The sequence below is a fragment of the Nonomuraea sp. NPDC049141 genome (assembly GCF_040648415.1).
Taxonomy (GTDB): Bacteria; Actinomycetota; Actinomycetes; order Streptosporangiales; family Streptosporangiaceae; genus Nonomuraea.
This window is the reverse complement of the sequence record NZ_JBEZDR010000002.1, coordinates 500,607-524,723: the sequence shown is the minus strand read 5'-3', so window position 1 is coordinate 524,723 and position 24,117 is coordinate 500,607. Positions and strand designations below refer to the sequence as shown.

Below are 24,117 nucleotides of genomic sequence, written 5' to 3'. Positions count from 1 at the left end.
ACAAGCGGGTTCCGGAAAGCCAACGGGCTGGTAGTGTTCGGCCCGTAAGCGCCGCACAAGCGGGCACCGGGTCACAAATCCGGTCCGTTCAGGGCATGAGGTTCGCAGGGATGACGACCTCAGGCGGCGCGGTCACCAGCTAGTAACGCCGGGGAAACCGGTGACTCCGTCCTGCCCACATCTCCTTCTGTGAGCGACATATGATCAACGCATCCCCAACACCGGAGCCGATATCCGAGGCTTTCATCTCGGAGGATCCCTCTTGGTACAAGCGGGCGGTGTTCTACGAAGTTCTTGTCCGAGGGTTCAAGGACTCCAACGGCGACGGCACGGGAGACCTGCGTGGTCTCACGGAGAAGCTCGACTATCTGGAATGGCTGGGCGTCGACTGCCTCTGGCTGCTCCCGTTGTACGAGTCGCCGCTGCGCGATGGCGGGTATGACATTTCCGACTACATGAAGATCCTTCCGGACTTCGGGGACCTCGGGGATTTTGTACATCTGATCGAGTCGGCGCACGAGCGCGGCCTGCGGATCATCACCGACCTGGTGATGAACCACACGAGTGACCGTCATCCCTGGTTCCAGGCGTCGCGGCACGACCCGGAAGGGCCGTACGGCGACTTCTACGTGTGGTCCGACGAGCCGACCGGCTTTCCCGACGCCCCGATCATCTTCATCGGTGCCGAGGAGTCCAACTGGACCTACGACCCGGTGCGCAAGCAGTACTACTGGCACCGCTTCTTCCACCACCAGCCGGACCTGAACTATGACAACCCGGCCGTGCAGGAGGCCATGCTGGAGGTGCTGCGGTTCTGGCTGGACCTGGGCATCGACGGCTTCCGGCTGGACGCGGTGCCCTACCTGTTCGAGCGGGAGGGCACGTCGTGCTCGGGGCTGCCCGAGACGCACGCGTACCTGAAGAAGGTCCGCGCCGAGGTCGACCGGCTCTACCCTGACCGGGTGCTGCTGGCCGAGGCCAACGGCTGGCCCGAGGACGTCGTCGAGTACTTCGGCGACCCCACCGTGGGCGGCGACGAGTGCCACATGGCCTTCCACTTCCCCCTCATGCCGCGCATCTACATGGCGGTCAAGAAGGAGACGCGCGAGCCGATCTCGGAGATCATGTCGCGCACCCCCAAGCTGCCCGACACCGCCCAGTGGGGCATCTTCCTCCGCAACCACGACGAGCTCACGCTCGAGACGGTGACCGAGGAAGAGCGCGACTACATGCACAACGAGTACGCCAAGGACCCGCGTATGCGGGCCTACCTGGGCATCCGCCGCCGGCTCGCGCCGCTGCTGGACAACGACAGGGACCGGATCGAGCTGTTCACGGCCCTGCTGCTGAGCCTGCCGGGCTCGCCGGTCATGTACTACGGCGACGAGATCGGCATGGGCGACAACATCTGGCTGGAGGACCGCGACGCGGTGCGCACGCCGATGCAGTGGAGCCCCGACCGCAACGCCGGATTCTCCTCCGCCGACCCAGGGCGTCTCTACCTGCCCGCGGTCATGGACCCGATCTACGGGTTCCAGGCGGTCAACGTCGAGGCGCAACAGCGCCACGAGGGTTCGCTGCTGCACTTCACCCGCCGGATGCTGGAGATCCGCCGCAAGCACCCGGTCTTCGGCACCGGCGCCTACACCGAGATGTGGTCGTCCAACATCAGCGTGCTCACCTACGTCCGCGAGGACGGCGACGACATCATGCTGTGCGTGAACAACCTGTCGAAGTACCCGCAGCCGGTGGAGCTCGACCTGCGGCGCTTCACGGGCATGACGCCGGTGGAGGCACGGGGCGGGGTGCACTTCCCGCTGATCGGTGACCTGCCTTACCTGCTCACGCTGCCCAGCCACGGGTTCTACTGGTTCGCGCTCAAGAACATCCCGTCAGCGTGAGGTGACGGGCACCTGGGCGCGGGCCGCGCGGCGGGCCGGAATGAGCGCGACCGCGAGCGCCGCGCCCACGGCGACCAGCACGGCGATGACAAGAGTGAGGGGCGAGGGCGGGCGGCCGATGCCCGCCCCGACCCCGCTGGTGTAGCCCTGAAGGTCGATCAGCCCGGTCACGACCGAGGCCCCGGCCGCCGTGCCGGCCACGATGCCGAGCACGACCAGCAGCCCGGTGCCCGTCACCAGCGTGGCCATCACCTGCCGCGGTGTCAGGCCCATCGCCTTGAGCACGGCCAGATCGAACGCGTGGTCGCGTAGCCCGAGGGCACTGGCCGTGAGCAGGTTCGCCAGGCCGATCAGCGCCAGCACCACGATCAGCCACACGATCACCACCCGGATGACCGACAGCCGGTCGGCCGGGTTGACCACCCGCTGCACGTCCAGGCCCTCCGCCGACGCCGCCAGCAGCCTGCCGCGCACCTCTCCCGGGTCCGTGCCCTGACGCAGCGCGAGGGCGTAGAACTCGGGCGGCACGGAGTCCTTGGCCGCCAGGCTGTCGAGCCCCACGGAGAGCACCTCGCCGTCGAGATCCGGCTCCACGGTGCGGCCGACGATCCGCACGATCAGCGGCGAGCCGCCGACGGTCAGCCGGATCCGGTCGCCGATCCTGGCGCCCAGCAGATCGAGCAGCCCCTGCCCGGCGACAGCCTCGCCGGGCTGGCCGTACATACGGCCTTCCACGACCGGGAACGGGTACGGGTCGGCCGAACTGCCGAGGGCCCGCACCCTGACCGAGCGGGCCTCTCCGGGCGCCAGGGCGTTGACGTCGGTGCCCGGGTAAACGGTCTGGACGTCCTTGTCGGACTCCGCGATGCGCTGGGCCTCGGCCGCGTCGAGCTTGCCCGGCCTGACGTACAGGCTGGCGTGCTGGCCGACCTGCTCGGGGTGGCTGAGGAAGTTGTCCAGCGTGGACCAGACGCCGAGCCCGATCGTGATCATCATCATCGGCACGGCCAGGCCGAACGCGGTCAGGAACGCGGGCAGCCGCCTGGTGAAGGCGTCCCGGGTGCCGAGGATCAGCGCGGGTGGCAGCCGTACGAGCAGGGCCAGCCGGGCCAGACGCGACAGGTGGCCGCGCGGCGGGGCGGCAGGGGCGCCGGGGATGGGCGGCGTGCGCCCGCCGCGCCAGGCGGGCACTCCGACCGCGGCCAGCACGGTCAGCGCGGTGCCGCCCACGATGGCCAGCACGGGTACGGGCGCCACGGAGGTGGTGCCGAGCACCGCCACCGTCACCGCCCACCCGGCGAGCGTGCCGACGCAGACGCCCAGCAGGCCGAGCGCGCCGTGCTCGACCAGGAGCAGCAGGGCGACCTGGCCTCGGGTGAAGCCCATCGACTTGAGCGTGGCCAGGTCGCGCAGCTGACCGAGCACCCGGCCGCCGGCCGCGTTGGCCAGCGCCAGGGCGGCGGCCACCAGCCCGACCACGCCGAACAGCGCCAGCAGCGTGCCGAGCAGCCGGTTGTCGAGCTCCATCGCGGCCCGCACCTCGCGCCAGTTGTAGACGCGCTGCAGCTGGCCCTCCAGCATGACGACGACGCGCTGGGAGACGACCTGGGTGGCGTCGGGGTCGGCCAGGCGCAGCCCGGTCACCCACTCGCTGCGGCCGAGCATGGGCTCGATCCGGTCGAGCGTCTCCGGCAGCACCCAGGCCAGGCCGGGCGTCCACTCGGGGTAGAAGCCCTGCTCGGCGGAGTCGGCGATGCCGCGTACGTACAGGGTGTGGCGCTCGCCGCTCAGCGCGATGATCGAGAAGGCGTCGCCGAGCTTCAACCGCAGTGCCTTGGCGAAGGAGTGCTCGACCACCACGCCGTCGGACTGGGCGGGGTCCAGCCAGCGGCCCTCGGCCACGACCGGATGCGCGACTCGCGGCGGCGTGGCGGGCATCGCGTGCAGCGACGCGGGCTCCTTCTTGCCGTTCTGCACCACGGTGACGGGCGCGGACCGGTAGGGCCCGGCGATCTGGGTGACGCCGTCGATGCCGCCCAGCGCCACCTGGGGGCTGTCCTTGGTGTAGAACCACACGTGGGCACCGTCGGTCTGGGCGAACAGGCTGCGCCACGGGTTGGTGCTGTCTTCGAGCAGGGTGACGGCGGTGATCAGCGCGGCCACGATCCCGGCCACGGCCAGGACGGTGAGCAGCGCCTGGCCCCGCCTTGCTCGCAGGTCGGCCTTGACCCACCGGCCGCCCGCTCTGGCCGTGCTCATCTGAGGTCGATCACCTCGCCCGCCGTCCCCGTACGCCTGCGGGCGATCCGGCCGTCGTCGACGATCGCGCCGTCGAACAGGGACACCAGGCGGTCCGCGAGCGCGGCCACGCGGGCGTCGTGGGTGACCATGATGATGGTCTGGCCGTCCTTGTGCACCTCGGTGAGCAGGCGGAGCACGTCGCGCGTGTTGCGGCTGTCGAGGTTGCCGGTCGGCTCGTCGGCCAGCAGCACGCTCGGCTGGTTGGCCAGCGCGCGGGCCAGCGCGACCCGCTGCTGCTCACCGCCGGACAGCTGGCCGGGCGCGGCGTCGGCGCGTTCGGTGAGGTTGAGGGCGCCGAGCAGGTGCTGCCGGCGTTCGCGGGCCTCGCGGGGCGAGGCTCCGGCGAGCAGCGCGGGCAGCTCCACGTTGTCGGACACGGTCATGTTGGCGACCAGGTTGAAGAACTGGAAGACGAAGCCGACCTTCTTGCGCCGCAGCAGCGCCCACGCGCTCTCCGACAGCGTGTCGACCCGCTTCTCGTCGAGCCAGATCTCGCCGCTGGTGCGGGAGTCGAGCCCGCCGAGCATGTGCACCAGCGTCGACTTGCCCGACCCCGACGGCCCCATGATCGCGACGAACTCGCCCGGCTCCACCTGCAGATCCACACCGCGCACGGCAGGTACGGGCACCGCGCCGCCGGAGTAGATCTTCACCAGGTTGACGGCCTTGATCACGCTCATGCCAGGTCCTCCTGACAGCGTTCCAGCCACTCGAGGTCGGCCTGCAGATGCAGCATGGCGCCCTCGATGAGCAAGAGCGCCACGCGGTCGGCCGCCGGCGTGCGGGCGAGGAGGTCGTTGAGATCGCTCATGAGCGAAAGATAGTGCCGCCGCTGCCGGTTGATGAGCGCCATCCGGTCGGCGATGCCGGTGAGCGGCGCCAGGACGAGCTTCATGAAGAACTCGTCACGCACCCGCGGGCCCTCGGTCGGCTCGTCCACCCAGGTGGTGAGCACCTCGCGACCCTTGGCGGTCAGGTAGTAAACCTTCTTGTTCGGACGGTTAGACTGCTCCACATCCACGGCCCTGACCAGGCCGTCCTTCTCCAGCCTGCCGAGCGTCACATAGATCTGGCCGATGTTGGGCGAGGGATAGGCGCTGCCGAAGGTCTGCTCGAGAGCCTGTTTGAGCTCGTAACCATGGGCAGGCTCCTTGGCTAGGAGCGCCAGCAGGTGTGGCCGCACACCCCACCTCCCCCTTGCGTTACGTATGCGTTACGCGGCTATCCGTTGACCGCCACATTACATGTGTGCATAACATGAATGCATCTACCTAACACGAATGTAATCATTCTGAACAGGGAGGTAACAGGGTGCTTCGCTCGTTGCCGATCGTGCTGACCGTCTTTCTGGCGGCCGCCTGCGCGGCGACGGGCGATGAGGGCGGCGGCGACACCGGTACGGGCGGAACAGGCCCGATCACCTTCGCCACCGGACGCGACACCACGGCGTACCTGCAACCCCTGCTGGATCGCTGGAACCAGGCCCACCCGGCCGAGAAGGTGACGCTCCTCGAACTACCCGAGGCCGCCGACGAGCAACGCGCTCAGATGGCGGCCAACCTCCAAGCCCGGAGCAACCGCTACGACGTGCTCGGGCTGGATGTGGTGTGGACTGCCGAGTTCGCGGAGAACGGCTGGATCATCCCCCTGGAGCGCGGGTTCTTCCCGCTCGACAGGCTCCTGCCGCCCGTAGTGGACACGGCGGTCTACAAGAACAAGCTGTGGGCGGTGCCGTACACGAGTAATGCCGGCCTGCTCTACTACCGAACAGACCTGATCAAGAAACCGCCCCGCACCTGGGCGGACCTTCGCCAGCAAGCCCTAGAAGTAACGAAAAAACACGATATTGGGGGTTATGCCGGGCAGTTCCTCGCATACGAGGGGCTGACCGTGAACTTCTCCGAGGCCGTGCAGTCGGCAGGCGGGCAGATACTCAGCCCCGACGGCACGGAGGTGACCCTCGACCCGGCCAAAGCCACGATCGCGCTGGACTTCCTTCTCCAGGGCCTGCGCGAGGGCTGGATCCCCAAGGAGTCGCTGAGTTACAAGGAGGAGGAGTCCCGCCTGGCCTTCCAGGAGGGGCGCCTCGCCTTCGCCCGCAACTGGCCCCACGCGTACGGGCCGGCGACGGCCAAGCTCGGCAAGAAGTTCGCGGTGACCAGGCTGCCCGGCCTGGACGGCCCGGGATCGAGCACGCTCGGCGGCGTCAATCTCGCCGTCAGCGCCTACTCCGAGCACCAGCGCACGGCACAGGAGTTCATCCGCTACTTCACCGGTCTGGAGAACGAGCGGCGGGTGCTCACCGACGGTTCGTTCCCGCCGGTGTGGACCGAGCTCTACGACGACCCGGACCTGATCAAGCGGTTCCCCTACCTGCCCGTGCTCAAGGAGAGCATCCTCGCCGCCAAACCGCGGCCGGTGAGCGCGAACTACAACCAGATCAGCCTGGTGATCGCGAGCACGGTCGCCAAGGCGCTCAGCCCGCCATACAACGAGTCCGCCGACGACGTCGCGGCCTCAATGAAGTCCGAACTGCAAGAGATCATCAGAACACAGTGAGGCAGCCATGCAAAAAGCCAGAGCAGCAGCGATTCTGGCGGGGCTCGCGGTAGCGGTCGCCGCGTGCGGAAACGCACCGACGACCACGCAGCCCACGGCGTCGAGTTCGGCGTCGGCAACCGAGGCGGGCAAGACGCTCCAGGGCGTCAAGCTCGAGGTCGCCGCCAAGTGGACCGGCGACGAGCAGAAGAACTTCCAGAAGGTACTCAAGGCCTTCTCGGACAAGACCGGCGCCACGGTGACCTACGCCTCCACCGGTGAAGACACGGGCGCCTACCTCGGCCCGCGCATCCAGGGCGGCAGCCCGCCCGACGTGGCGATCCTGCCGCAGCCGGGCCTGGTGCAGCAGTACGCCAAGCAGAACGCGCTGAAGCCGCTCACCCCCGAGGTGACCAAGGAGATCGACACCAACTACACGCCGTACTGGAAGGAGCTGGGCTCCGCCGACGGCAAAACGTACGGTGTGCTGATCAAGGCCGCGCACAAGTCGCTGATCTGGTACCGCTCGCAGGCCTTCGACGACGCGGGCGTGCAGGTGCCGACGAACTGGGACGAGCTGGTCAAGGCCTCTCAGACGATCGCCGACTCCGGCACCGCCCCGTTCTCCTTCTGCGGCGCCTCCGGCTGGACGCTGACCGACCTGTTCGAGAACGTCTACCTGTCCAGCGCGGGCCCGGAGAACTACGACAAGCTGGCCAAGCACGAGATCCCGTGGACGGACCCCAGCGTGGCCACCGCCCTGGAGAAGATCGCGCAGATCGTGGGCAAGAAGGAGTTCGTCCTCGACGGCAACTCCGGCGCGCTGCAGACCGACTTCCCGACCTGTGTGACCAAGGTGTTCGGCCAGAAGAAGGCGGCCATGGTCATCGAGGCCGACTTCGTGGCCACCCAGGCCACGGCGGACGGTGCCAAGGTGGGCGAGGAAGCGAAGTACTTCCCGTTCCCCAAGGCCGGTGACACCGCTCCCGTCGTGCTCGGCGGCGACGTCGCGGTCGCGATGAAGGACTCCCCCGGCGCCATGGCGCTGCTGCAGTTCCTGGCCTCCAAGGAGGGTGGCGAGATCTGGGCCAAGCTGCCCGGCTACCTCTCGCCCAACAAGAACGTCTCCCCCGACAACTACCCGGACCCGCTGACCAAGGCGCTCGGGCAGACGATCATCTCGGCCGGCGACGCGGTCCGCTATGACATGTCCGACCTGTCGCCCAGCGCCTTCGGCGGGACCGACGGCAAGGGCGAATGGAAGGTGCTGCAGGACTTCCTGCGTACGCCGACCGACATCAAGGGCGCCCAGACCAAGCTCGAGGACGAGGCCAAAAAGGCCTGGAAGTAAAGAGGTAAGGCCGTGACCGAACGGTTGGACGGCCCGCAGGCCCCGCTCGAGGATGAAACCTCGGGCGGGTCCGCCTCCGGACCTGATGAAACCCCCCGAAAGCAACGCCTCATCGGCCCCTCGCCGACGGTCGCTCTCGCCTTCCTCCTCCCGGCGGCCGTGCTGCTGGGGATCTGGGTGGTCTACCCGATCGTCTACTCGATCTTCCGCAGTCTCTTCGACGCCACCGGCAGCGGGTTCGTCGGCCTGGGCAACTACACGACGATCTTCACCGATCCGGGCATGCTCACCACGATCAGGAACAACCTGATCTGGGTGGTCGTCGCCCCGATCATCGTGACCACGCTGGGCCTGATCTTCGCGGTGCTCACCGAGCGCATCAAGTGGGCGACCGCGTTCAAGCTGATCGTGTTCATGCCCATGGCGGTCTCGCTCATGGCCGCGGGCGTGATCTTCCGGCTCGTGTACGACGAGGACCCGGACAAGGGCGTGGCCAACGCCGTACTCACCACGATTCACGACACCTTCTCCTCCTCGCAGGGCTACCCCGAGGCGCGCCCGCGCGAAGGCGACCAGTCGGCGGTCGCGGCGGACAAGGGCGCGGTCGTCACCAAGCAGCCCGCCCAGGCGGGCCAGCCGGTGCTGATCCCGATCGTCGGCATCAAGCCGCAGATGATCCCGAGCGACGCGCAGCCCGCCAAGGCCGCGCCACCGGGCACCGACCTGTCCGGGACCGTGTGGTTCGACTTCACGGCGGGCGGCGGCGGCAAGAACGGCGCGGTCGACGCCACCGAGAAGGGCCTGCCCGGCATGACCGTGGAAGCGGTCAAGGACGGCAAGGTGGCCGGCACCGCCACGACGGCCGACGACGGCACCTTCCGCTTCGACGGGCTGCCCGCGGGCTCCTATGTCGTACGGCTGCCGCAGTCGAACTTCCAGGCCGCCTACCACGGCCTGACCTGGCTCGGCCCGACGCTCATCACACCCGCGATCATCGGCGCCTTCATCTGGGTGTGGGCCGGGTTCGCCATGGTGCTGATCGCCGCCGGGTTGGCGGCCATCCCGCGTGACTCGCTGGAGGCGGCCCGCATCGACGGCGCCACGGAGTGGCAGGTGTTCCGCCGGATCACCGTGCCGCTGCTGTCGCCGGTGCTGCTCGTCGTCTTCGTGACGATGATCATCAACACGCTGAAGGTGTTCGACCTGGTCTTCATCATCGCGCCACCATCGGTCCAGCCACAGTCGAACGTGGTCGCGCTGGAGATGTGGCGGGTCTCGTTCGGCGGCGGGAACAACCAGGGACTGGGCAGCGCGCTCGCGATCTTCCTGCTCATCCTGGTCCTTCCCTTCATGATCATGAATATCCGCCGGTTCAGGAGGGAAGACACGTGACGACGGCAACCGCCGCGGCACCCGCAGAGGTGCATGCGGGCGCTCCCCGCAGAACCGTGATCACGCGGATCGTCGACCGCCTCGGCGGCGGCGCCGTCCAGGTCGTGATGGTGCTGCTCGGCCTGTTCTGGCTGGTCCCGACGCTCGGCCTGATGGTCGTCTCGCTGCGCTCGGTGAAGGTCAACAGCGCCGAGGGCTGGTGGACCATCTTCACCAAGCCCGCCGAGCTGACCATCCAGAACTACAGCAACCTGCTGGCGAGCGGCTTCACCGCGTCGTTCTGGAACACCGTGTTCATCACGGTGCCCACCACGATCCTGGTGATCGGGATCGCCGCGATGGCCGCCTACGCGTTCGCGTGGATGGACTTCCCGGGCCGCGACCTGGGGTTCCTGATCGTGGTCGGGCTGCTCATCGTGCCGATCCAGATCGCGCTGATCCCGGTCGCCAGCTTCTACGGCGGCATCGGCATCTTCGGCACGATCCCCGGCGTGGTGCTTTTCCACGTGGCGTTCGGACTGCCGTTCGCGATCTTCCTGCTCCGGAACTTCTTCGTCGGCATCCCGTCGTCTCTGCTGGAGGCGGCTCGGATGGACGGGGCGTCGGAGGTGACGATCTTCATTCGAGTGGTGTTCCCGCTGGGCAAGCCGGCGATCGCGTCGCTCGGTATTTTCCAGTTCCTCTGGGTATGGAATGACATGCTCATCGCGCTGGTCTTCGCCAACCCGGAGAACCAGCCGATGACCAAGGCACTCCAGTCTCAGATGCGGCAGTTCGGGTCGAACGTGGACATCCTCTCCTCGGGCGCCTTCCTGTCGCTGATCATCCCATTGGTCCTCTTCTTCGCCTTCCAGCGCTACTTCGTGCAGGGCATGATGGCCGGTTCGGTGAAATAGACGACGCGGAAGCCCACCGGACGCGGGGGCAGGGGCGTCCGCCTGCCGAGGGAGGCAGGCGGGCGCCCGTAACGCTCCCTTTCACGGATGCGAAAATCAGCCATGAAGCTCCTCGCGCTGGCAGTCGCCACTTCCCTCGCCTTCGGCGCCGCTCCCGGCGCGCCGGGAGCGGGGGATCCGTACTTCCCGCAGCAGGGCAACGGCGGCTATGACGCCGGGCACTACGACCTCGCGCTGGGCTACGACCCGGGCCCCAACCGGCTGAGCGGCGTGGCGACGATCACCGCCCGGGCCACGCAGGAGCTGAGCCGCTTCGACCTGGACCTGGTCGACACCCTGGCCGTGCGGTCCGTCATGGTGAACGGCGCGGCGGCCGCGTTCAAGCGCAGCGGCCCCGAGCTCGTCGTCACCCCGCCCGGCACGCTGGCCTCGGGGCGCCCCTTCTCCGTCGTGGTCCGCTACGACGGCAAGCCGGCATCCGTCGTCGACCCGGACGGCTCGCGCGACGGCTGGATCCGTACGGACGACGGCGTGTTCAACGCCAACGAGCCGCAGGGCGCGATGTCCTGGTACCCCGGTAACCACCACATGACGGACAAAGCCACCTACCGCTTCACGGTGACCGTGCCGAGCACGCGGGTGGCGGTGGCCAACGGCGACCTGGTGTCGAGGACGTCCCAAGGCGGTCGTACGACGTACGTGTGGAACTCCAGGGAGCCGATGGCCAGCTACCTCGCCACCGTCACCATCGGAAAATTCCAGCTTTCCGACACCAAGATCGGAAATTTCCGTGTAATCACTGCTGTGGACCCACGGGACGCTGCGAAAGCCGGAGACTTCGCCAAGCGCCACAAACCCATCCTTGACTACTTCGGCTCGCTCTTCGGCCCCTACCCGTTCTCCTCGACCGGCGGCATCATCGACCACGCGCCGGACGTCGGCTACTCCCTGGAGACCCAGACCCGCCCGATCTACCCCAAAGTGCCGAGCGAGTCGCTGCTCTCCCACGAGCTCGCCCACCAGTGGTTCGGCGACGCCGTGACGCCGACGCGGTGGAAGGACATCTGGCTCAACGAAGGCTTCGCCACCTACGCCGAATGGCTCTGGCAGGACAAGCTGGGCACCAAGAAGCTCCAGGACTCCTTCGACGAGGCCTACAGCCGTACCCCGGAAGACGAGTTCTGGCAGACGCCCACCGCGGACCCGGGCGGCCCGGCCAAGCTCTTCGACGACCCCGTCTACGACCGCGGCGCGATGACACTGCACGTCCTGCGGAGCACGGTCGGCGACGCGGCGTTCTTCACCATCCTCAGGACCTGGGTGAACGACCACAAGTACGGCAACGCCGACACGGCCGGCTTCATCTCCCTGACTCAGCGCGTCTCGGGCAAGGATCTCGGCACGCTCTTCGACCTCTGGCTGTTCCAGCGGGGCAAGCCCACGCTGTGATCATTCTGGTACGGCGGTCGTCCGGATTCGGGCCGCAAGCCGTACCAGACCTGACTAAGCTCAACGGCCATGGCCAGTCGTCCCTTGAACGAAGTCGTCGAAGCCGGATGGGCCAGTGCGCTCGAACCGGTCGCCGAGCGTGTCTCCCAGATGGGTGAGTTCCTCCGCAACGAGATCGCCGAAGGCCGGCAGTATCTCCCTGCGGGCGCCAACGTACTGCGCGCCTTCAATCAGCCCTTCGACGACGTCAAGGTGCTGATCGTGGGCCAGGACCCCTACCCCACACCGGGTCACCCCATCGGGCTGTCGTTCTCCGTCGCCCCCGATGTGCGGCCGCTGCCCGGCAGCCTGCTCAACATCTACAAGGAGATGGAGACCGACCTCGGACTGCCGCGCCCGGCCAACGGCGACCTGACTCCCTGGGCCGACCAGGGCGTGCTGCTGCTCAACAGGGTCCTCACCGTGATGCCCGGCAAGCCCGCCTCCCACCGGGGCAAGGGCTGGGAAGAGGTCACCGAGCAGGCCATCCGCGCGCTGGTGGCCCGCGACAAGCCGATGGTCGCGATCCTGTGGGGCCGTGACGCGCGCAACCTGGCACCGATGCTCGGCAGCGTCCCGCGCATCGAGTCCGCGCACCCGTCGCCGCTGTCGGCACGCAACGGATTCTTCGGCTCCAGGCCCTTCAGCCGCGCCAACGAGCTCCTCGTCCAGCAAGGCGCCGGTCCGGTCGAGTGGAAGCTGCCCTAGCATCTTCGCCATGAGTGATAACGAGAAATTCCTGCGCCTGACGGTCGAGCTGACCGTCGAGGTGCTCGACGTGGATGCGCTACAGGCCGCCGCGCTGGCCGAGATCCGGCACCCCGACGCCGAGCTCACCGACGACGAGCGCGTCGAGCAGGCCGAGCTCGTCAAGTCGGACGACACCGGCGCCTCGGCCCTGCAGTGGCTGATCGAGCCCGACCACGTCCTGCAGCTCGTCGACCACATCGACGAGATCGAGCCCCGCGAGGCCGTCCTGGGCGTCGAGCCGTCCGACGGCCCCAGCGAGGAAGAGGAAGAGGACGACCACGAGCACGCTTGAGTCCAGTGCGGGCCGCGGCGCTTCTTGTCCGGCACCGTGGCCCGCGCTGTGAGTTCTGAGCGTTCCAAGAGTTCTGAGGGGGCACTCACTTGATCGTCGCATTCTCGATCACGCCGCTGGGCGTCGGCGAGGGGGTCGCCGAGCCAGTCGCGCGCGCCGTCAAGGTGGTGCGGGAGAGCGGGCTGCCCAACCAGACGGACTCCATGTTCACCACCATTGAGGGTGAGTGGGACGAGGTCATGTCCGTGGTCAAGCGGGCTGTGGACGCGGTGGCCGAGGTGGCGCCCCGGGTCAGCCTGGTGCTGAAGGCCGACCTGCGACCCGGCGTCACGGACGGCATGACCAGCAAGGTCGCCGCCGTCGAACGACTCCTCTCCTGACCGTCACGGGTCCTCTCACCGGCCGGACCTGGCGGGCGCCCCTGTGGCCGGCCAGGCCATGGCCTGCGAGATCATTCGCTGGTTGGGAGCGGCGGCGTCTACTGGGGAGGCTGGTCCGTCCAGTCGGTGGTCACCGAGATGAATCCGAAAGGGTCCCCCGCGATGCTGCCGTCGTCGCCGAGGAGATAGTTGGTGCGCGTCACCCGAGCGGTGTCGGGATCGACGACCAGTTTGATCTCCGACTCGCCGTCAGGGTCAGCGATCAGCAGCTCCTCCCCGTCGTCGACCGTGCCCGTCCTCTTGACCTCCGGCATCGCGGCCAGGGCTCGGAACGCCGCGGAACGGACCTCCGACGGCGCCGGCAGCTCCGTGATCAGCGCGATCAGCGCGAGATTCCGCTCTTTGGATGCGGCCAGGCCGCTGTCATCCACCGGAAGCTCGTCGATCCGCGCTTTCAACGCCTCCGGATCCGTCGGCAGCCGGTCGAGGTCCTCGAAGGCCACCTTGACGCCCTTGAGCGCGAGGGGGGCCGGGTCCGTGACGACGGCGTCGGGAGGGTCGCCCGGCTCGCCCTTGGACCAGCGTCTGCCGTCTCGGCTGGTCCAGCTCTCTTCCTGCGGCATTTCCGGGTCGCTCCACTTACGTGTGACGTGCCAGTAGTCGCCGGAACCTTCGGGCGTACGTTCCGCACTGACAGCGGCCATGAGCAGGACCTCCCTGCCCGAGACCGGTGCGCCGGCGGGCGCGGTCACGCTCGTGGCGATCACGGTCACGGCCGCCGCGGCGGCGGTGGCCAGAGCGAGTCCCGGCATCAGCCACCCGATCCGCCGCCGCGCGCGCCGGCCCCGCATCCTGTCCTGGAGCCGGTCCCTGCTGTCATTGATCGCCTCTGTGGGCGGCTCCGGCTTGGCCAGCAGGGTGGCGAGCGTGTTGTCCAGATCATCCATGGACGGTCTCCTTGTCGATGAGAGCGTGGATCTTCGTGCGGGCCCGGCTGAGCCTGGAGCCCACGGTGCCGGTGGAGATGCCGAGCGCCTGGGCCACTTCGTCGTAACTGAGCTCGCCCAGGGCCACCAGCAGCAGGACGTCGCGCTCGCCGCTGGACAGCACGGCGAGCGCCTTGGCCAGGTACGGCTGCATGCGCTGAGCGGCGACAGAGGAGACGACCCGGTTCTCGTGGCCTTCCATGACAGGGTCCGGACCCAGCCGGGCCAGCGCCCGATAGTGGCGGGTCTCCTTGCGCCGGTGCCTGGCGATCAGGTTGGTGGCGAAGCCGAACAGCCAGGGGCGCAGGCTCCCGCGTTCCGGGTCGAACCGGTCGCGCCGGTCGAAGGCCAGCAGGAACGTCTCGGCCGTGATGTCCTCGGCGATCTGCGTGTCCAGCCGACCGGCCACATATAGGTAAATGTCGCGGTAATAGCGGTCGTGCACGGCGGTGAACAGGTCAGGGTTTCCCCGGAACCGGACGACCAGTTCAGCGTCGGTCAGTTGTTCGCCCACGTCGGCGATCAAGTTCTTATCTCCGGCATAAGCCCGCCTTCCGGGGTTGTGGTCACTTTCCCCCATCCTTCGCCGCAAGCCAGGATCTTCTTCCGCGCTCGTGCCTCGGGTCGGGGATCGGCGCCACGCACACCCCGTGGATTGATCCTCCACCTCAACCCGATTTCGAGATATGTCTTGACCCGTCTGTTGAACGCGACATATCGTGTTGCTCCGACCAATGACGCGATATTACGCGTTCCCGGAGGTGGGTTCAGTGCACGAGCGAGTACCCGTTCTTGTCGTCGGCGGCGGTTACGCCGGGTTGAGTGCGGCGGCGCTGCTGGCGTGGCGCGAAGTGCCCGTCATGCTGGTCGAACGGCATCCCAGTACGTCGATCCAGCCCAAGGCTTTCGGGGTGGGACCCAGAGCCCTCGAGTTACTACGGCCGGTGCCCGGAGTCGAGCAGTCGCTGCGGGAAATCTCGCAGGGCATCGGTGACGGCATGCGCATCGCGATCGCGCCCAACCTGGCCGACCCGAACCCGCACATGATCGTGACAAACGAGGCGGAGGAGTTCGCCTTTCTCGCCGACGTCACACCCGTCACGCAGGTGGGCGCCCCGCAGGCGGAGGTGGAGCGGGTGCTGCGGGCCAAGGCCGAGGAACTGGGGGCGGATCTGCGTTTCTCCACCGAGCTGGTCTCTCTGGAGCAGGACGCCGAGGGTGTCACCGCGGTCATCCGCGCGGACGGCGTCGACAGCGTCGTACGAGCCGACTACGTCGTGGCCGCCGACGGCTTCCGCAGCCCGTTGCGCACCCGGCTGGGGTTCCCCACTTCAGGCAAGGGTGAGCTGGGGTTGATGTGCTCGATCATGTTCGACGCCGATCTGACCGAGCTGGTACGCGAGCGCGAGGTCACGCTCTGGTACCTGCAGAACGAGGTCTTCACCGGCGTCATCGTGACCGGCACGGGCGTGGGCTCGCATGTGGTGGGCGTCAACTACGACCCCGCCAAGGGTGAGAGCGAGGCCGACTTCACCGAGGAACGCTGCGTCGAGCTGGTACGGGTGGCGACCGGCGTGCCCGACCTCGACGTTCGGGTGCTCGACAAGACCACCTTCGCCATGGCGCACACTCTGGCCGACCGTTACCGCGACAGGCGGGTGTTCCTGGCCGGCGACGCGGCGCACACGATGCCGCCCACCGGCGGGCAGGGCGGGAGCACCGCGCTGCAGGACGGCTGCGACATCGCGTGGCGGCTCTGGCTGGTGGCGACCGGGCAGGCCGGACCGGACTTCCTCGACAGCTACGATGCCGAACGGCGTCCCATCGGCACGCTGACGGCCGACGCCCAGCTCGCGAACCTCGGCGTCCGGATGCCCCCCGCGATGCGTACCGACTACCCGGAACCACTCGAAGACCCCATGGGCGTCATCATCGGATATCGCTACCGCTCGGCGGCGATCCTGGAGGAGCCCGGTGACGACGGGGCTCTCCTGGAGGATCCGCGCGTACCGACTGGGCGTCCGGGCAGCCGTGCCCCGCACGTGGCGCTCGACTGGGACGGCCAGCTGATCTCGACCATCGATCTGTTCGGGTTCGGGTTCGTACTGATCGCCGGGCCCGATGGGCGGTCCTGGATGGACGCCGGGCGGCTGGTCAAGGAGCGGCTGCGCATCCAGCTCACCCGGGTGCTGGTGGACGAAGAGCTGATGGACGTCGAGGGCCGCTGGGCGGAGAGGTACGGCGTGGGCAGGGGCGGCGCCGTGCTGGTCCGCCCCGACGGCTACGTCGCCTGGCGCTCACCGAGCACCGACCCGGACCCCGCGACCACCCTCGAACGCGTCCTCAGGCAGGTGCTCAGCCGCTGACGGGGGCTAGGAGGGCCGCGACCACCCGTGCGCACCCCCGCCTCCGCACGCTGACGGCACCCGGAAGAGGCGAGCCGCTAGCGAAGTGGCACCGGCAACCCGCCTCAGAACAGGCGCAACTGCCCGGTTCGCTGAGCTCGGGCCTCTCCCAGCCGGAGCGCCCCGACCGCCGCGAGCAGTAAGACCCCGGACAGTACGGTCAGCCCGGCCAGCTCCCCGGCCAGGTCGCCGATGCCCTGCCCGTCGAGCAGCGCGCCGCGCACGACCGCCAGGCTGCCGGTGAGCGGAAGCACCGAGCCGACGGCCCGGATCCAGCCGGGCAGCGCGAACACCGGCAGCCGTACCCCGCTGGCGAACCACATCGGATCGTCCAGCAGCGTGTAGAGGAAGGCGGCGTCCCTGGAGAAGATCAGCACACTGTTCAGGAACGCCCCCCACGCCACCGCGGGCACCAGCATGGCCAGGAAGACCACCGCGTACATGGCCGGATGCGCCACGTTCACCACGTCCAGCAGCGTGAACATCGCCACCGCGAAACAGGCGAACAGCCAGGCGTTCTGCACCAGCGCGGCGAACCCGTTGGCGACGACCACGGCAAGCCGGTTCGCGGGTGACAGGAAGAGGAGTTCCAGCGTGCCGGTCTGGCGCTCCATGGAGAAGTGCCAGGCCGACTGCACCAGCGAGAAGAAGAACGTGAACCCGAGCGCCCCCGTGGCCAGGAAGGCCAGCAGCCGTTCCGGGTCGGCGGCGAGCGGCCAGCGCTCGGCGATGCCCGGCGTCGCGGCCAGCGGCCGGAGCGTGTAGTAGGTCTCGGCGAGCTTCAGCAACGGCCAGACCAGCATCGAGAACAGGACCAGTTTGCTGCCGAAGATCTGGCGGTGCTGCTTGAGCGCCTCGGCCCGCATGACCTTCAACGCGTGCCTCACGTCATCACCTGCCACCGGCTGGTGCGGTTGCCGAGCGCGCGGGCCGTACAGCCGGTGCCGGTCTCGGTGCGGCACCACGACGGCGTAGCGCCCACTTCCGCGTGGGCCCACGACGAAGTGGCACCCACCTCCGCGCGGGCCCACGACGGAGTGGCACCCAGCTCCGACCGGGCCCACAACGGGGTGACGCCCAGCCGCAGGCGGCACCACGTCGACGTCACGCCCATCCCCGTACGGCACGGCGACCAGGTCGTACCCGTCCCCTCGTGCCGCCCGATCACGCGACCACCTCCAGCGAGCGGTCGCTCAGCGCGAGGATCGCGTCCTCAAGGGACGGCTCCACGATCTCCAGCCCGCCGAGTGTCCCGCCCGACTCGATGATCGTCGTGGTCAGCGCCCCGGTCAGGTCGTCCGGATGGTTCAGCTCGACCACCCCGCCCGGTGCGAGGCGTACGCGGCTGTCGAAGGCCAGCGCGGCGGCCTCGATCTGGGGCGACAGGTTCGTGACCGTGATCCGGACCGTGCGATGACAGCCGGTCTGGGCCATCAGCTCGGCCGGCGAGCCCGCCGCGAGGTGGCGGCCGTCGCCGATCACGTACACGTGCTCGCAGAGCTGCTCGACCTCCGCCAGGTAGTGGCTGGTGAGGAGCACGCCCTTGCCCTGCTCGGCCAGCCCGGCCACGACCTTGCGCAGGTCACGGGCGATCGGCGCGTCGAGCCCCAGCGTGGGCTCGTCGAGCAGCAGGTAGTCGGGGTCGTTGATCAGGCCGCGGGCGATGGACAGCCGCTGGGTCATGCCGCGTGAGTACTGTTCGACCCGCGTGCCGGCGGCATGTGTCAGCCCGACGAGTTCGAGCAATTGGCCGATGCGCGGCTTGAGCACCTTGGTGGGGATGTCGTAGAGCTGGCCGAAGTACCAGAGATTCTCCCGGCCGGTCATGCGCGCGTAGACCATGCGCTCGCCGCCGGCGATCAGGTTGATCCTCTTGCGTACGGCATGTGGCTGCCTGACCGGGTCGAGGCCGCCCACGCTGACGGTGCCGGACGTCTGCCGGAGCAGCGTGGCCAGGATTTTGATGGTGGTGGTCTTGCCGGCGCCGTTCAGCCCGAGCAGCCCGGTGACGCGGCCGCCGGGGATCGACAGGTTCAGGCCGTCGACGGCCACCTTCGCCCCGAACTCCTTGCGCAGGTTCACGGTCTCGATCATCAATAACTCCGTTCCATGGCCCTGCGCTCCGCCCAGGGCATCGCGAGGAATCCGGCGGCGGTGTAGGCGAGGCCGAGCGCGACGGCTACGGCGAGGCGGCCTGGATCCAGCCCGGTGCCGCCGGTGAAGACGCCGCGGATCACGTCCATGGCGGCCGTCACCGGCACCGCCTCGCCGAGCCATCGGACCGCCTCAGGGAGGTACTCCCTCGGAAAGGCGAACCCGGACAGCAAGGCAATCGCGTGGAACACACTGTTCTGGGTGATGTGCGCCTCACCGGCGACGATCATCACGTTGCTCAGCACGGCCGACATCCCGAACACCGCCAGCGCCAGCCCCGCCACGGCCAGCACCGCGTCCACCGCTCCCGTCGGCGCCGGCCGTACCCCGAACAATGCCGCGCACCCGAACAACACCGCCACCTCGACCGCCACCGCGGTGAAGGCGAACGCGGAGAACCCCAGCAGGTAGGGCAGGCGCCGCGCCGGAGCCACGATCAGCGCGCCCATCGTGCCCTCGCGCTGCTCCTGGATCATCGCCTTGCCGGTCCAGAGAATGCCGTGCACGACGAACATGTACGCGGCGGCGCCCACAGCGATGTATCCGAGATAGTCGCCGGTGCCCGCCTTCCCGCGGAACTCCGCGGAGATCTCACCACCCGCCACGGCCCGCAGCCCCAGATAGGCCAGCCCGATGGTGAAGACACCCAGCAACAGGTTGCCGATGAAGTACGACCAGGGGTAGGCCCGCCTGGTCACCAACCACGACCGTCTCAGGGTCGCCCATGCCACGCTCATGAGTCTCCTTTGGGAACTGACTGAGTTTCTATCAGAGACTCACTTGGCGGTAAAGTCGCGGTATGGCTAGAGAGCTGCGCTCGCAGGACACCGAGTGCTCGATCGCGCAGGCGGCCGCCGTGGTGGGCGACTGGTGGAGCCTGCTCATCGTCCGCGAGGTGACGCGCGGCCACCGCCGGTTCGACGACCTGCTGGGCGAACTAGGCATTTCCCGCAAGGTCCTAACGGAACGGCTCAAGCACCTGGTGGAGCACGGGGTGCTGGTACGGGAGCCGTATCAGAGCGGGCCGGTGCGCTACGAGTACGTGCTCACGGACGCGGGGTGGGCGCTGGCACCCATGCTGATCACCATGCAGGACTGGGCGGACCGCTGGCTCCTCGGCGACGGCACCCTCACAGGGGTGGCGGCACCACGAAGCGCGGAAGCCGCCCGCGTCCACGCCCTGGTCGGCACCCGCATCCCAGAGCCTCTGTCGCTGCCCGGCACCATCAGCCGCCCGCGAGCCACCACTGACCGGCCTGGCACCGCCCACCAGCTACCCGCCATCACCGACCAGACCAGCACCGCCGACCACCCACCGACCACCTCCGGCCAGACCGACACCGTCGCCGCCGAGCCCCGAGATGCGGTCACCCATCCACCACTCACCACCGACCAAACCCGCACCACCAACCACGCATCGCCCACCTCCGGCCAGATCGCCAGCCGTCCACCGATCGCTGTCGGCCGACCAACGGGGGTGGGTGAGCGAACGCCGCTGGTCGATGTCGTGGCGGAGGCGCGGGCGACGGTCCTGTTCGGCTATCCGGCGACGGGCATGCCCGCCCCGCTACCGCCCGGCTGGAATCAGGTCCCGGGGGCAGTGGGCTGCACGCTCGAGAACCGCATCTTCCGCGACAGGCACGCCGAGTTCGCCGCCCGTGACATCGCCATCCACGGAGTGAGCACCCAACGACCTGATGAGCAAGCCGCCTTCGCCACCGCGGAAGGCATCCCGTTCCCCCTGCTCTCGGACATGGACCTGCGGCTCGCGGCGGCCCTCCGCCTCCCCACGTTCCGCGCCGGCCAAGCCCTGCGGCTCAAGCGCCTGATCCTGGTCGTGGACCGCCTCCGCGTGATCCGCCACGTCATCTTCCCCGTACTCGACATCCCGGCCGCCATCACCGAGGCACTGACAGTCGCTGAGACCATTACCTGATCCCGCACACGCCCCGGGCGAACCGTCGGCCCCCTGCGAGCTACTAACAGAACGATTCGCCGGTCGACCGCTGGTCGAAGGCATTACCGAAGGTCCGCAGAAAGCCTCGGCGTTCAGTTCAGGCCGGGCGTGAATGCGGCCTGTCGGGGATGGGCCGCCGGAGGCGGGACAGCCTGGGGCGCGTTGCGCGGATCCAGAACCGGTCAGGTGGGGCGGCGCTGTTGTTCGATGTATGCCTTGATGATGGTGAGTGGGGCTCCGCCGCAGGAGGCGGCGAAGTAGGAGGGTGACCAGAAGTGGCCGTGCATGATGGCCTGGTTGACCCGGCCGGTGAACTCCTTGCGCAGGTAGAGGGATGAGACGCCCTTCAGCGAGTTGACGAGTTTGGAGACCGCCATCTTCGGGGGGTAGTGGACGAGGAGGTGGACGTGGTCGTGTTCGCCGTTGAACTCGCGTAGTTCGGCCTCGAAGCTGTCGCACACCTCGACCATGATGTCCTCGCAGCGGCGCAGCATCGCGTCGTCGAACACGTTTCTGCGATATTTGGTGACAAAGACCAGATGGACATGCAACGCGGAAACCACATGTCTGCCTCGCCGATATTCCACTTCGCGGCTCATAGACCAGATGATAATGTGTTCGAGTCAGTGAGGCATGAGCGTCCCCGTGGACGAGGGGTGTTCCATCGTGTTGGCGGGTCGCAAGTACCGGCTGGAGTTCGACTTCGGGCAGCGGGTGTTCGCCGAGCGGCTGGGCGGGATCTGCCGCAGCGTGTGGAACACCGGCCTCGAACAGCGCCGCGAATACCGGCGGCGAGGCGCGTACCTCACCTACGAGGAGCAGTGCGCGCAGCTCGCCGAGGCGAAGAAAGATCCGTACTGCGACTGGCTCGCCGACGCCCCCGCCCAGGTCATCCAGCAGACGCTGAAGGACCTGGACCAGGCGTGCCGCAAGCACGGCACCTGGAAGGTCGGTTGGAAGTCGCGGACGAAGTGGAAGCCGTCGTTTCGGTTCCCCACCGCGAACCACACCCCCGTCGAGCGGATCAACCGCAGGTGGAGCCGGGTGTTCCTGCCGAAATTCAGGTGGGTAAGGTTCCGGATGTCGCGCCCGCTGGGTGGGGTGGTGAAGTCCGCGACCGTCTCCCGCGACGGCCGGCACTGGTTCATCTCGTTCCTGGTGGAGGACGGCCTGGCTCAGGTGGAACCCCACAGCCATCCCGGCGCGCACGCCGGGGTGGACCGGGGTGTGGTCACGGCCGTGGTCACCTCCGACGGGGAGTTCTTCGACCGCCGCCACGCCGGAACCGGCAGCGTGTCCAGCCTGGTGCCGCCTCCTGAGCGCAAACAGGACAGGCAGGCCGATCCCGGGTTCCTCGCTCCGGGCGAGGCGGAACGCTATCTGCGGCTCCAGCGGCGGCTTGCCCGCTCGAAGAAGGGCTCCCGGCGGCGTCGACAGGTCGTCGCGGCGATGGGTGACATCATGCGCCGCGTCCGGTGGCGTCGCGCGGATTTCAACGCGCAGACCGCGCACCGGCTCACCCGCCGCTACGGCGTCGTGGTCCTGGAGAACCTCAACATCGGCGCTATGACCATCGCCGTGCGGCCCAGGCCCGACCCCGACCAGGTGGGCCGATACCTGCGCAATGGGGCGGCGGCCAAATCCGCCTTGAACAAGGCGATCCTGGACAAGGGCTGGAACGGCCTGGAGAGCGCCCTGCGGAGCAAGGCCCGCTACACCGGGACCGTCGTCGCGAAGGTCCCGGCCCCGTACACGTCACAAACGTGCCCGGCACCCGCCTGCGGGAAGGTGGATGACAAGAGCCGCGAGAGCCAAGCGGCCTTCTCCTGCACCACCTGCGGGCACACCGAGCACGCCGACATCGTCGGGGCGAAGAACACGCTGGCCAGATATCGGGCGGCCGGGCTGGTCGTCCCAGGGCGTGGAGACCCATCCGGGTCCGTGAAGCGTCAAGCACCCCGTTCCACAGCACGGGCCGCGCAAGCGGCATGAGCTGCCGCGAAAGCGGCACGGGAACCTCCGTCCTTAAGGGCGGAGAGCAGGTCAAGGTCAACGTCTTCGAAAGCGTAGCGTCCACATGGGTTCTACGAACGGTGAGCATGTGGGTTCCTCCTTGGAAGGCTGTGGCCGGTTATGCCACGAGGGCTGGCGACGGGTCCGTCAAGTTACAGCCGACGACCATCGGCATGTCGTGGGTGGTGCGCTGGGTGGCGCACAGCCAGTCGTTGAGCGAGCCGGTGAAATCCGATGGCGGGCCCACCTTGAGGTGAGTGACAGGAGCTGTGCCAGGGGGTGGACCGGCTTTGGGAGAGGCGGCCTGGTCCATGGCGGGGGGTGGACCGGCTTTGAGGTAGGCGAGCTGGCCGGCGCCGGGAGACGGACCGACCTTGAGCCGGCCGATGCGGCCGTGGCCGGACGGGTCGGCGTCACAGGGGGTGAGGTGGACGGTGAACGGTGAGCCGCCATGGCCGGCTGCGGCTTCTATTCGCTGGTGGTCGTCGATCACGCGCTCAGTGGCGTCCGGGTGGGTCGCGACGAAGGCCAGGTGATCGGTGACGAGGTGGTCGGCCACTCTGCGGAGCACGCGCGTGGCGCACAGACTGTGGGCGCAAGCCGCGCCGTCGAGTGTGATCTCGGGCAGGCCGAAGCGACTCAGCCCCCTGGACGTGACGCGGAGGCAGTCGCAGGTGCCGGTGTCGGCCGGGTCCCACGGCGGGCAGGTGGCGTCCCCGTGCACTTGCACGTCCCAGCCCAGCCAATCATCGGCCAGCCGGAAGCCGGATGGCTCGCCCCCAGTCCGGAAGCCATATGGCCCGCCTGCGGTCCGGAATCCGGACGGTTCGCCCGCCGTCCGGACAGCGGGCGGCTCACCAGCAGTCCGCAAGCCAGTCGACTCATCAGCTGTCCCGAAGCCGGCTGGCTCGTCAGCGGTCCGCAAACCGGCGGGCTCGCCAACTGCACGAAAACTGGCTGCACCAGACCCCCCGAATGGGGTCGGGGCTTCTCGTCGCCGACGACGACCAACCGGCCCGGAAGGCGATCCCGAGACGGCCGAATGGAAGCCGCCCGAGCTGTGTGGCCGTGAAGAAGCGGTGGGGTCATCGGTGTCTCGCTCGCAGGTGAGGAGGGTGATGCCGGTCAGTGGGTCGATGACCAGGCCGCCGCACTCCTGGGCGACCGCGCGGGCCGCGGCGCGGGCCACCTGGACGCTGGTGGGCAGCGCGTGCGGGGGCGCTGTGGAAGAGATCATGACGTGCTGCTGGGCCCGGCGGAGCAGGTGACGCTCCTCGACCGCCAGCGTCACGCCGGCCGGTCGCCAAGGGGTC

The 24,117-nt window shown here is 68.5% G+C and carries 24 protein-coding genes; 13 read left to right on the top strand and 11 right to left on the bottom strand.

The window, feature by feature from the left end; genetic code table 11:
• The first annotated feature begins 200 nt into the window (after window positions 1-200).
• On the top strand, window positions 201-1,901 hold the full coding sequence (treS, locus tag AB0B91_RS07250) for a maltose alpha-D-glucosyltransferase (RefSeq protein WP_358317022.1): 1,701 nt from the start codon (window positions 201-203) through the stop codon (window positions 1,899-1,901).
• Here the strand turns inward: treS and AB0B91_RS07245 are convergent.
• From AB0B91_RS07245 to AB0B91_RS07235, 3 genes are read right to left on the bottom strand one after another with little or no spacing between them, the layout of a single operon-like run.
• A complete protein-coding gene (locus AB0B91_RS07245; protein ID WP_358317020.1) occupies window positions 1,893-4,160 on the bottom strand; it encodes an FtsX-like permease family protein in 2,268 nt (755 codons plus the stop codon). The genes treS and AB0B91_RS07245 overlap by 9 nt on opposite strands.
• The gene (locus AB0B91_RS07240) at window positions 4,157-4,882 is read right to left on the bottom strand and encodes an ABC transporter ATP-binding protein (protein ID WP_358317018.1); all 726 of its coding nucleotides are present in this window, start codon (window positions 4,880-4,882) and stop codon (window positions 4,157-4,159) included. The genes AB0B91_RS07245 and AB0B91_RS07240 overlap by 4 nt, the downstream gene beginning before the upstream one ends.
• Window positions 4,879-5,385 (bottom strand): PadR family transcriptional regulator, encoded by a 507-nt coding sequence (locus AB0B91_RS07235; protein WP_358317016.1) that lies wholly within the window; start codon window positions 5,383-5,385, stop codon window positions 4,879-4,881. Before AB0B91_RS07235 ends, AB0B91_RS07240 begins: the two co-directional genes overlap by 4 nt.
• Before the next feature lie 128 nt (window positions 5,386-5,513).
• On the opposite strand from AB0B91_RS07235, the gene AB0B91_RS07230 reads away from it, so the two are divergent.
• The 8 genes from AB0B91_RS07230 to AB0B91_RS07195 all read left to right on the top strand — a co-directional run bounded on the left by AB0B91_RS07230 (window position 5,514) and on the right by AB0B91_RS07195 (window position 13,289).
• Window positions 5,514-6,761, top strand: a complete 1,248-nt coding sequence (locus AB0B91_RS07230) for an ABC transporter substrate-binding protein (RefSeq protein ID WP_358317014.1) — start codon at window positions 5,514-5,516, stop codon at window positions 6,759-6,761.
• Window positions 6,762-6,768: 7 nt separating this feature from the next.
• A complete protein-coding gene (locus AB0B91_RS07225; protein WP_358317012.1) occupies window positions 6,769-8,091 on the top strand; it encodes an ABC transporter substrate-binding protein in 1,323 nt (440 codons plus the stop codon).
• A 12-nt stretch (window positions 8,092-8,103) separates the two neighbouring features.
• Window positions 8,104-9,483: an ABC transporter permease subunit gene (locus tag AB0B91_RS07220; RefSeq protein ID WP_358317010.1), complete on the top strand. Its 1,380-nt coding sequence runs from the start codon at window positions 8,104-8,106 to the stop codon at window positions 9,481-9,483.
• Entirely contained in the window at window positions 9,480-10,379 is a 900-nt protein-coding gene (locus AB0B91_RS07215; protein WP_358317008.1) for a carbohydrate ABC transporter permease, read from the top strand. Before AB0B91_RS07220 ends, AB0B91_RS07215 begins: the two co-directional genes overlap by 4 nt.
• An 87-nt stretch (window positions 10,380-10,466) precedes the next feature.
• Entirely contained in the window at window positions 10,467-11,828 is a 1,362-nt protein-coding gene (locus tag AB0B91_RS07210; RefSeq protein WP_358317006.1) for a M1 family metallopeptidase, read from the top strand.
• A 69-nt stretch (window positions 11,829-11,897) separates the two neighbouring features.
• The gene (locus tag AB0B91_RS07205) at window positions 11,898-12,575 is read left to right on the top strand and encodes a uracil-DNA glycosylase (RefSeq protein ID WP_358317004.1); all 678 of its coding nucleotides are present in this window, start codon (window positions 11,898-11,900) and stop codon (window positions 12,573-12,575) included.
• Window positions 12,576-12,585: 10 nt separating this feature from the next.
• On the top strand, window positions 12,586-12,909 hold the full coding sequence (locus AB0B91_RS07200) for a hypothetical protein (protein ID WP_214639065.1): 324 nt from the start codon (window positions 12,586-12,588) through the stop codon (window positions 12,907-12,909).
• A gap of 89 nt (window positions 12,910-12,998) precedes the next feature.
• Entirely contained in the window at window positions 12,999-13,289 is a 291-nt protein-coding gene (locus tag AB0B91_RS07195; RefSeq protein ID WP_358317002.1) for an MTH1187 family thiamine-binding protein, read from the top strand.
• Between the two features lie 98 nt (window positions 13,290-13,387).
• Here AB0B91_RS07195 and AB0B91_RS07190 read toward each other — a convergent pair whose 3' ends face one another.
• The gene (locus AB0B91_RS07190) at window positions 13,388-14,236 is read right to left on the bottom strand and encodes a CU044_5270 family protein (RefSeq protein WP_358316999.1); all 849 of its coding nucleotides are present in this window, start codon (window positions 14,234-14,236) and stop codon (window positions 13,388-13,390) included.
• Window positions 14,229-14,801 carry an RNA polymerase sigma factor gene (locus tag AB0B91_RS07185; protein WP_358316994.1) on the bottom strand — a complete coding sequence of 191 codons (573 nt, stop codon included), beginning with the start codon at window positions 14,799-14,801 and terminating at the stop codon, window positions 14,229-14,231. Before AB0B91_RS07185 ends, AB0B91_RS07190 begins: the two co-directional genes overlap by 8 nt.
• A 244-nt stretch (window positions 14,802-15,045) precedes the next feature.
• Here AB0B91_RS07185 and AB0B91_RS07180 point away from each other — a divergent pair, with 244 nt between their 5' ends.
• A complete protein-coding gene (locus tag AB0B91_RS07180) occupies window positions 15,046-16,641 on the top strand; it encodes an FAD-dependent monooxygenase (protein WP_358316991.1) in 1,596 nt (531 codons plus the stop codon).
• 104 nt (window positions 16,642-16,745) lie between these two features.
• Here the strand turns inward: AB0B91_RS07180 and AB0B91_RS07175 are convergent, their stop codons facing one another.
• From AB0B91_RS07175 to AB0B91_RS07160, 4 genes are read right to left on the bottom strand one after another with little or no spacing between them, the layout of a single operon-like run.
• The gene (locus AB0B91_RS07175; protein ID WP_358316988.1) at window positions 16,746-17,567 is read right to left on the bottom strand and encodes an ABC transporter permease; all 822 of its coding nucleotides are present in this window, start codon (window positions 17,565-17,567) and stop codon (window positions 16,746-16,748) included.
• Window positions 17,564-17,848 (bottom strand): hypothetical protein, encoded by a 285-nt coding sequence (locus tag AB0B91_RS07170; RefSeq protein WP_358316985.1) that lies wholly within the window; start codon window positions 17,846-17,848, stop codon window positions 17,564-17,566. The genes AB0B91_RS07175 and AB0B91_RS07170 overlap by 4 nt, the downstream gene beginning before the upstream one ends.
• A complete protein-coding gene (locus AB0B91_RS07165; protein WP_358316982.1) occupies window positions 17,845-18,774 on the bottom strand; it encodes an ABC transporter ATP-binding protein in 930 nt (309 codons plus the stop codon). Before AB0B91_RS07165 ends, AB0B91_RS07170 begins: the two co-directional genes overlap by 4 nt.
• Entirely contained in the window at window positions 18,774-19,571 is a 798-nt protein-coding gene (locus AB0B91_RS07160; protein ID WP_358316979.1) for an ABC transporter permease, read from the bottom strand. The genes AB0B91_RS07165 and AB0B91_RS07160 overlap by 1 nt, the downstream gene beginning before the upstream one ends.
• A gap of 62 nt (window positions 19,572-19,633) precedes the next feature.
• Between AB0B91_RS07160 and AB0B91_RS07155 the strand changes: the two genes are divergently transcribed.
• Window positions 19,634-20,770 carry a winged helix-turn-helix transcriptional regulator gene (locus AB0B91_RS07155; protein WP_358316976.1) on the top strand — a complete coding sequence of 379 codons (1,137 nt, stop codon included), beginning with the start codon at window positions 19,634-19,636 and terminating at the stop codon, window positions 20,768-20,770.
• Between the two features lie 203 nt (window positions 20,771-20,973).
• Here the strand turns inward: AB0B91_RS07155 and tnpA are convergent, their stop codons facing one another.
• Window positions 20,974-21,390, bottom strand: a complete 417-nt coding sequence (gene tnpA, locus AB0B91_RS07150) for an IS200/IS605 family transposase (RefSeq protein WP_358316973.1) — start codon at window positions 21,388-21,390, stop codon at window positions 20,974-20,976.
• 34 nt (window positions 21,391-21,424) lie between these two features.
• On the opposite strand from tnpA, the gene AB0B91_RS07145 reads away from it, so the two are divergent.
• Window positions 21,425-22,783 carry a transposase gene (locus tag AB0B91_RS07145; RefSeq protein ID WP_358316970.1) on the top strand — a complete coding sequence of 453 codons (1,359 nt, stop codon included), beginning with the start codon at window positions 21,425-21,427 and terminating at the stop codon, window positions 22,781-22,783.
• Between the two features lie 139 nt (window positions 22,784-22,922).
• Here AB0B91_RS07145 and AB0B91_RS07140 read toward each other — a convergent pair whose 3' ends face one another.
• A complete protein-coding gene (locus tag AB0B91_RS07140; protein WP_358316967.1) occupies window positions 22,923-23,528 on the bottom strand; it encodes a hypothetical protein in 606 nt (201 codons plus the stop codon).
• A 394-nt stretch (window positions 23,529-23,922) separates the two neighbouring features.
• Between AB0B91_RS07140 and AB0B91_RS07135 the strand changes: the two genes are divergently transcribed.
• Complete coding sequence (locus AB0B91_RS07135) at window positions 23,923-24,072, top strand: hypothetical protein (protein WP_358316964.1); 150 nt, start codon at window positions 23,923-23,925, stop codon at window positions 24,070-24,072.
• Window positions 24,073-24,117: the final 45 nt, after the last annotated feature.

What these genes read in the sequence shown, in the direction of transcription:
- AB0B91_RS07160 (WP_358316979.1), bottom strand. Translation starts at nt 19,571, where the DNA reads ATGAGCGTGGCATGGGCGACCCTGAGACGGTCGTGGTTGGTGACCAGG.
- AB0B91_RS07135 (WP_358316964.1), top strand. Translation starts at nt 23,923, where the DNA reads ATGCCGGTCAGTGGGTCGATGACCAGGCCGCCGCACTCCTGGGCGACC.
- tnpA (WP_358316973.1), bottom strand. Translation starts at nt 21,390, where the DNA reads ATGAGCCGCGAAGTGGAATATCGGCGAGGCAGACATGTGGTTTCCGCG.
- AB0B91_RS07200 (WP_214639065.1), top strand. Translation starts at nt 12,586, where the DNA reads ATGAGTGATAACGAGAAATTCCTGCGCCTGACGGTCGAGCTGACCGTC.
- AB0B91_RS07210 (WP_358317006.1), top strand. Translation starts at nt 10,467, where the DNA reads ATGCGAAAATCAGCCATGAAGCTCCTCGCGCTGGCAGTCGCCACTTCC.
- AB0B91_RS07225 (WP_358317012.1), top strand. Translation starts at nt 6,769, where the DNA reads ATGCAAAAAGCCAGAGCAGCAGCGATTCTGGCGGGGCTCGCGGTAGCG.
- AB0B91_RS07145 (WP_358316970.1), top strand. Translation starts at nt 21,425, where the DNA reads ATGAGCGTCCCCGTGGACGAGGGGTGTTCCATCGTGTTGGCGGGTCGC.
- AB0B91_RS07240 (WP_358317018.1), bottom strand. Translation starts at nt 4,882, where the DNA reads ATGAGCGTGATCAAGGCCGTCAACCTGGTGAAGATCTACTCCGGCGGC.
- AB0B91_RS07205 (WP_358317004.1), top strand. Translation starts at nt 11,898, where the DNA reads ATGGCCAGTCGTCCCTTGAACGAAGTCGTCGAAGCCGGATGGGCCAGT.
- treS (WP_358317022.1), top strand. Translation starts at nt 201, where the DNA reads ATGATCAACGCATCCCCAACACCGGAGCCGATATCCGAGGCTTTCATC.
- AB0B91_RS07245 (WP_358317020.1), bottom strand. Translation starts at nt 4,160, where the DNA reads ATGAGCACGGCCAGAGCGGGCGGCCGGTGGGTCAAGGCCGACCTGCGA.
- AB0B91_RS07155 (WP_358316976.1), top strand. Translation starts at nt 19,634, where the DNA reads ATGGCTAGAGAGCTGCGCTCGCAGGACACCGAGTGCTCGATCGCGCAG.
- AB0B91_RS07165 (WP_358316982.1), bottom strand. Translation starts at nt 18,774, where the DNA reads ATGATCGAGACCGTGAACCTGCGCAAGGAGTTCGGGGCGAAGGTGGCC.
- AB0B91_RS07190 (WP_358316999.1), bottom strand. Translation starts at nt 14,236, where the DNA reads ATGGATGATCTGGACAACACGCTCGCCACCCTGCTGGCCAAGCCGGAG.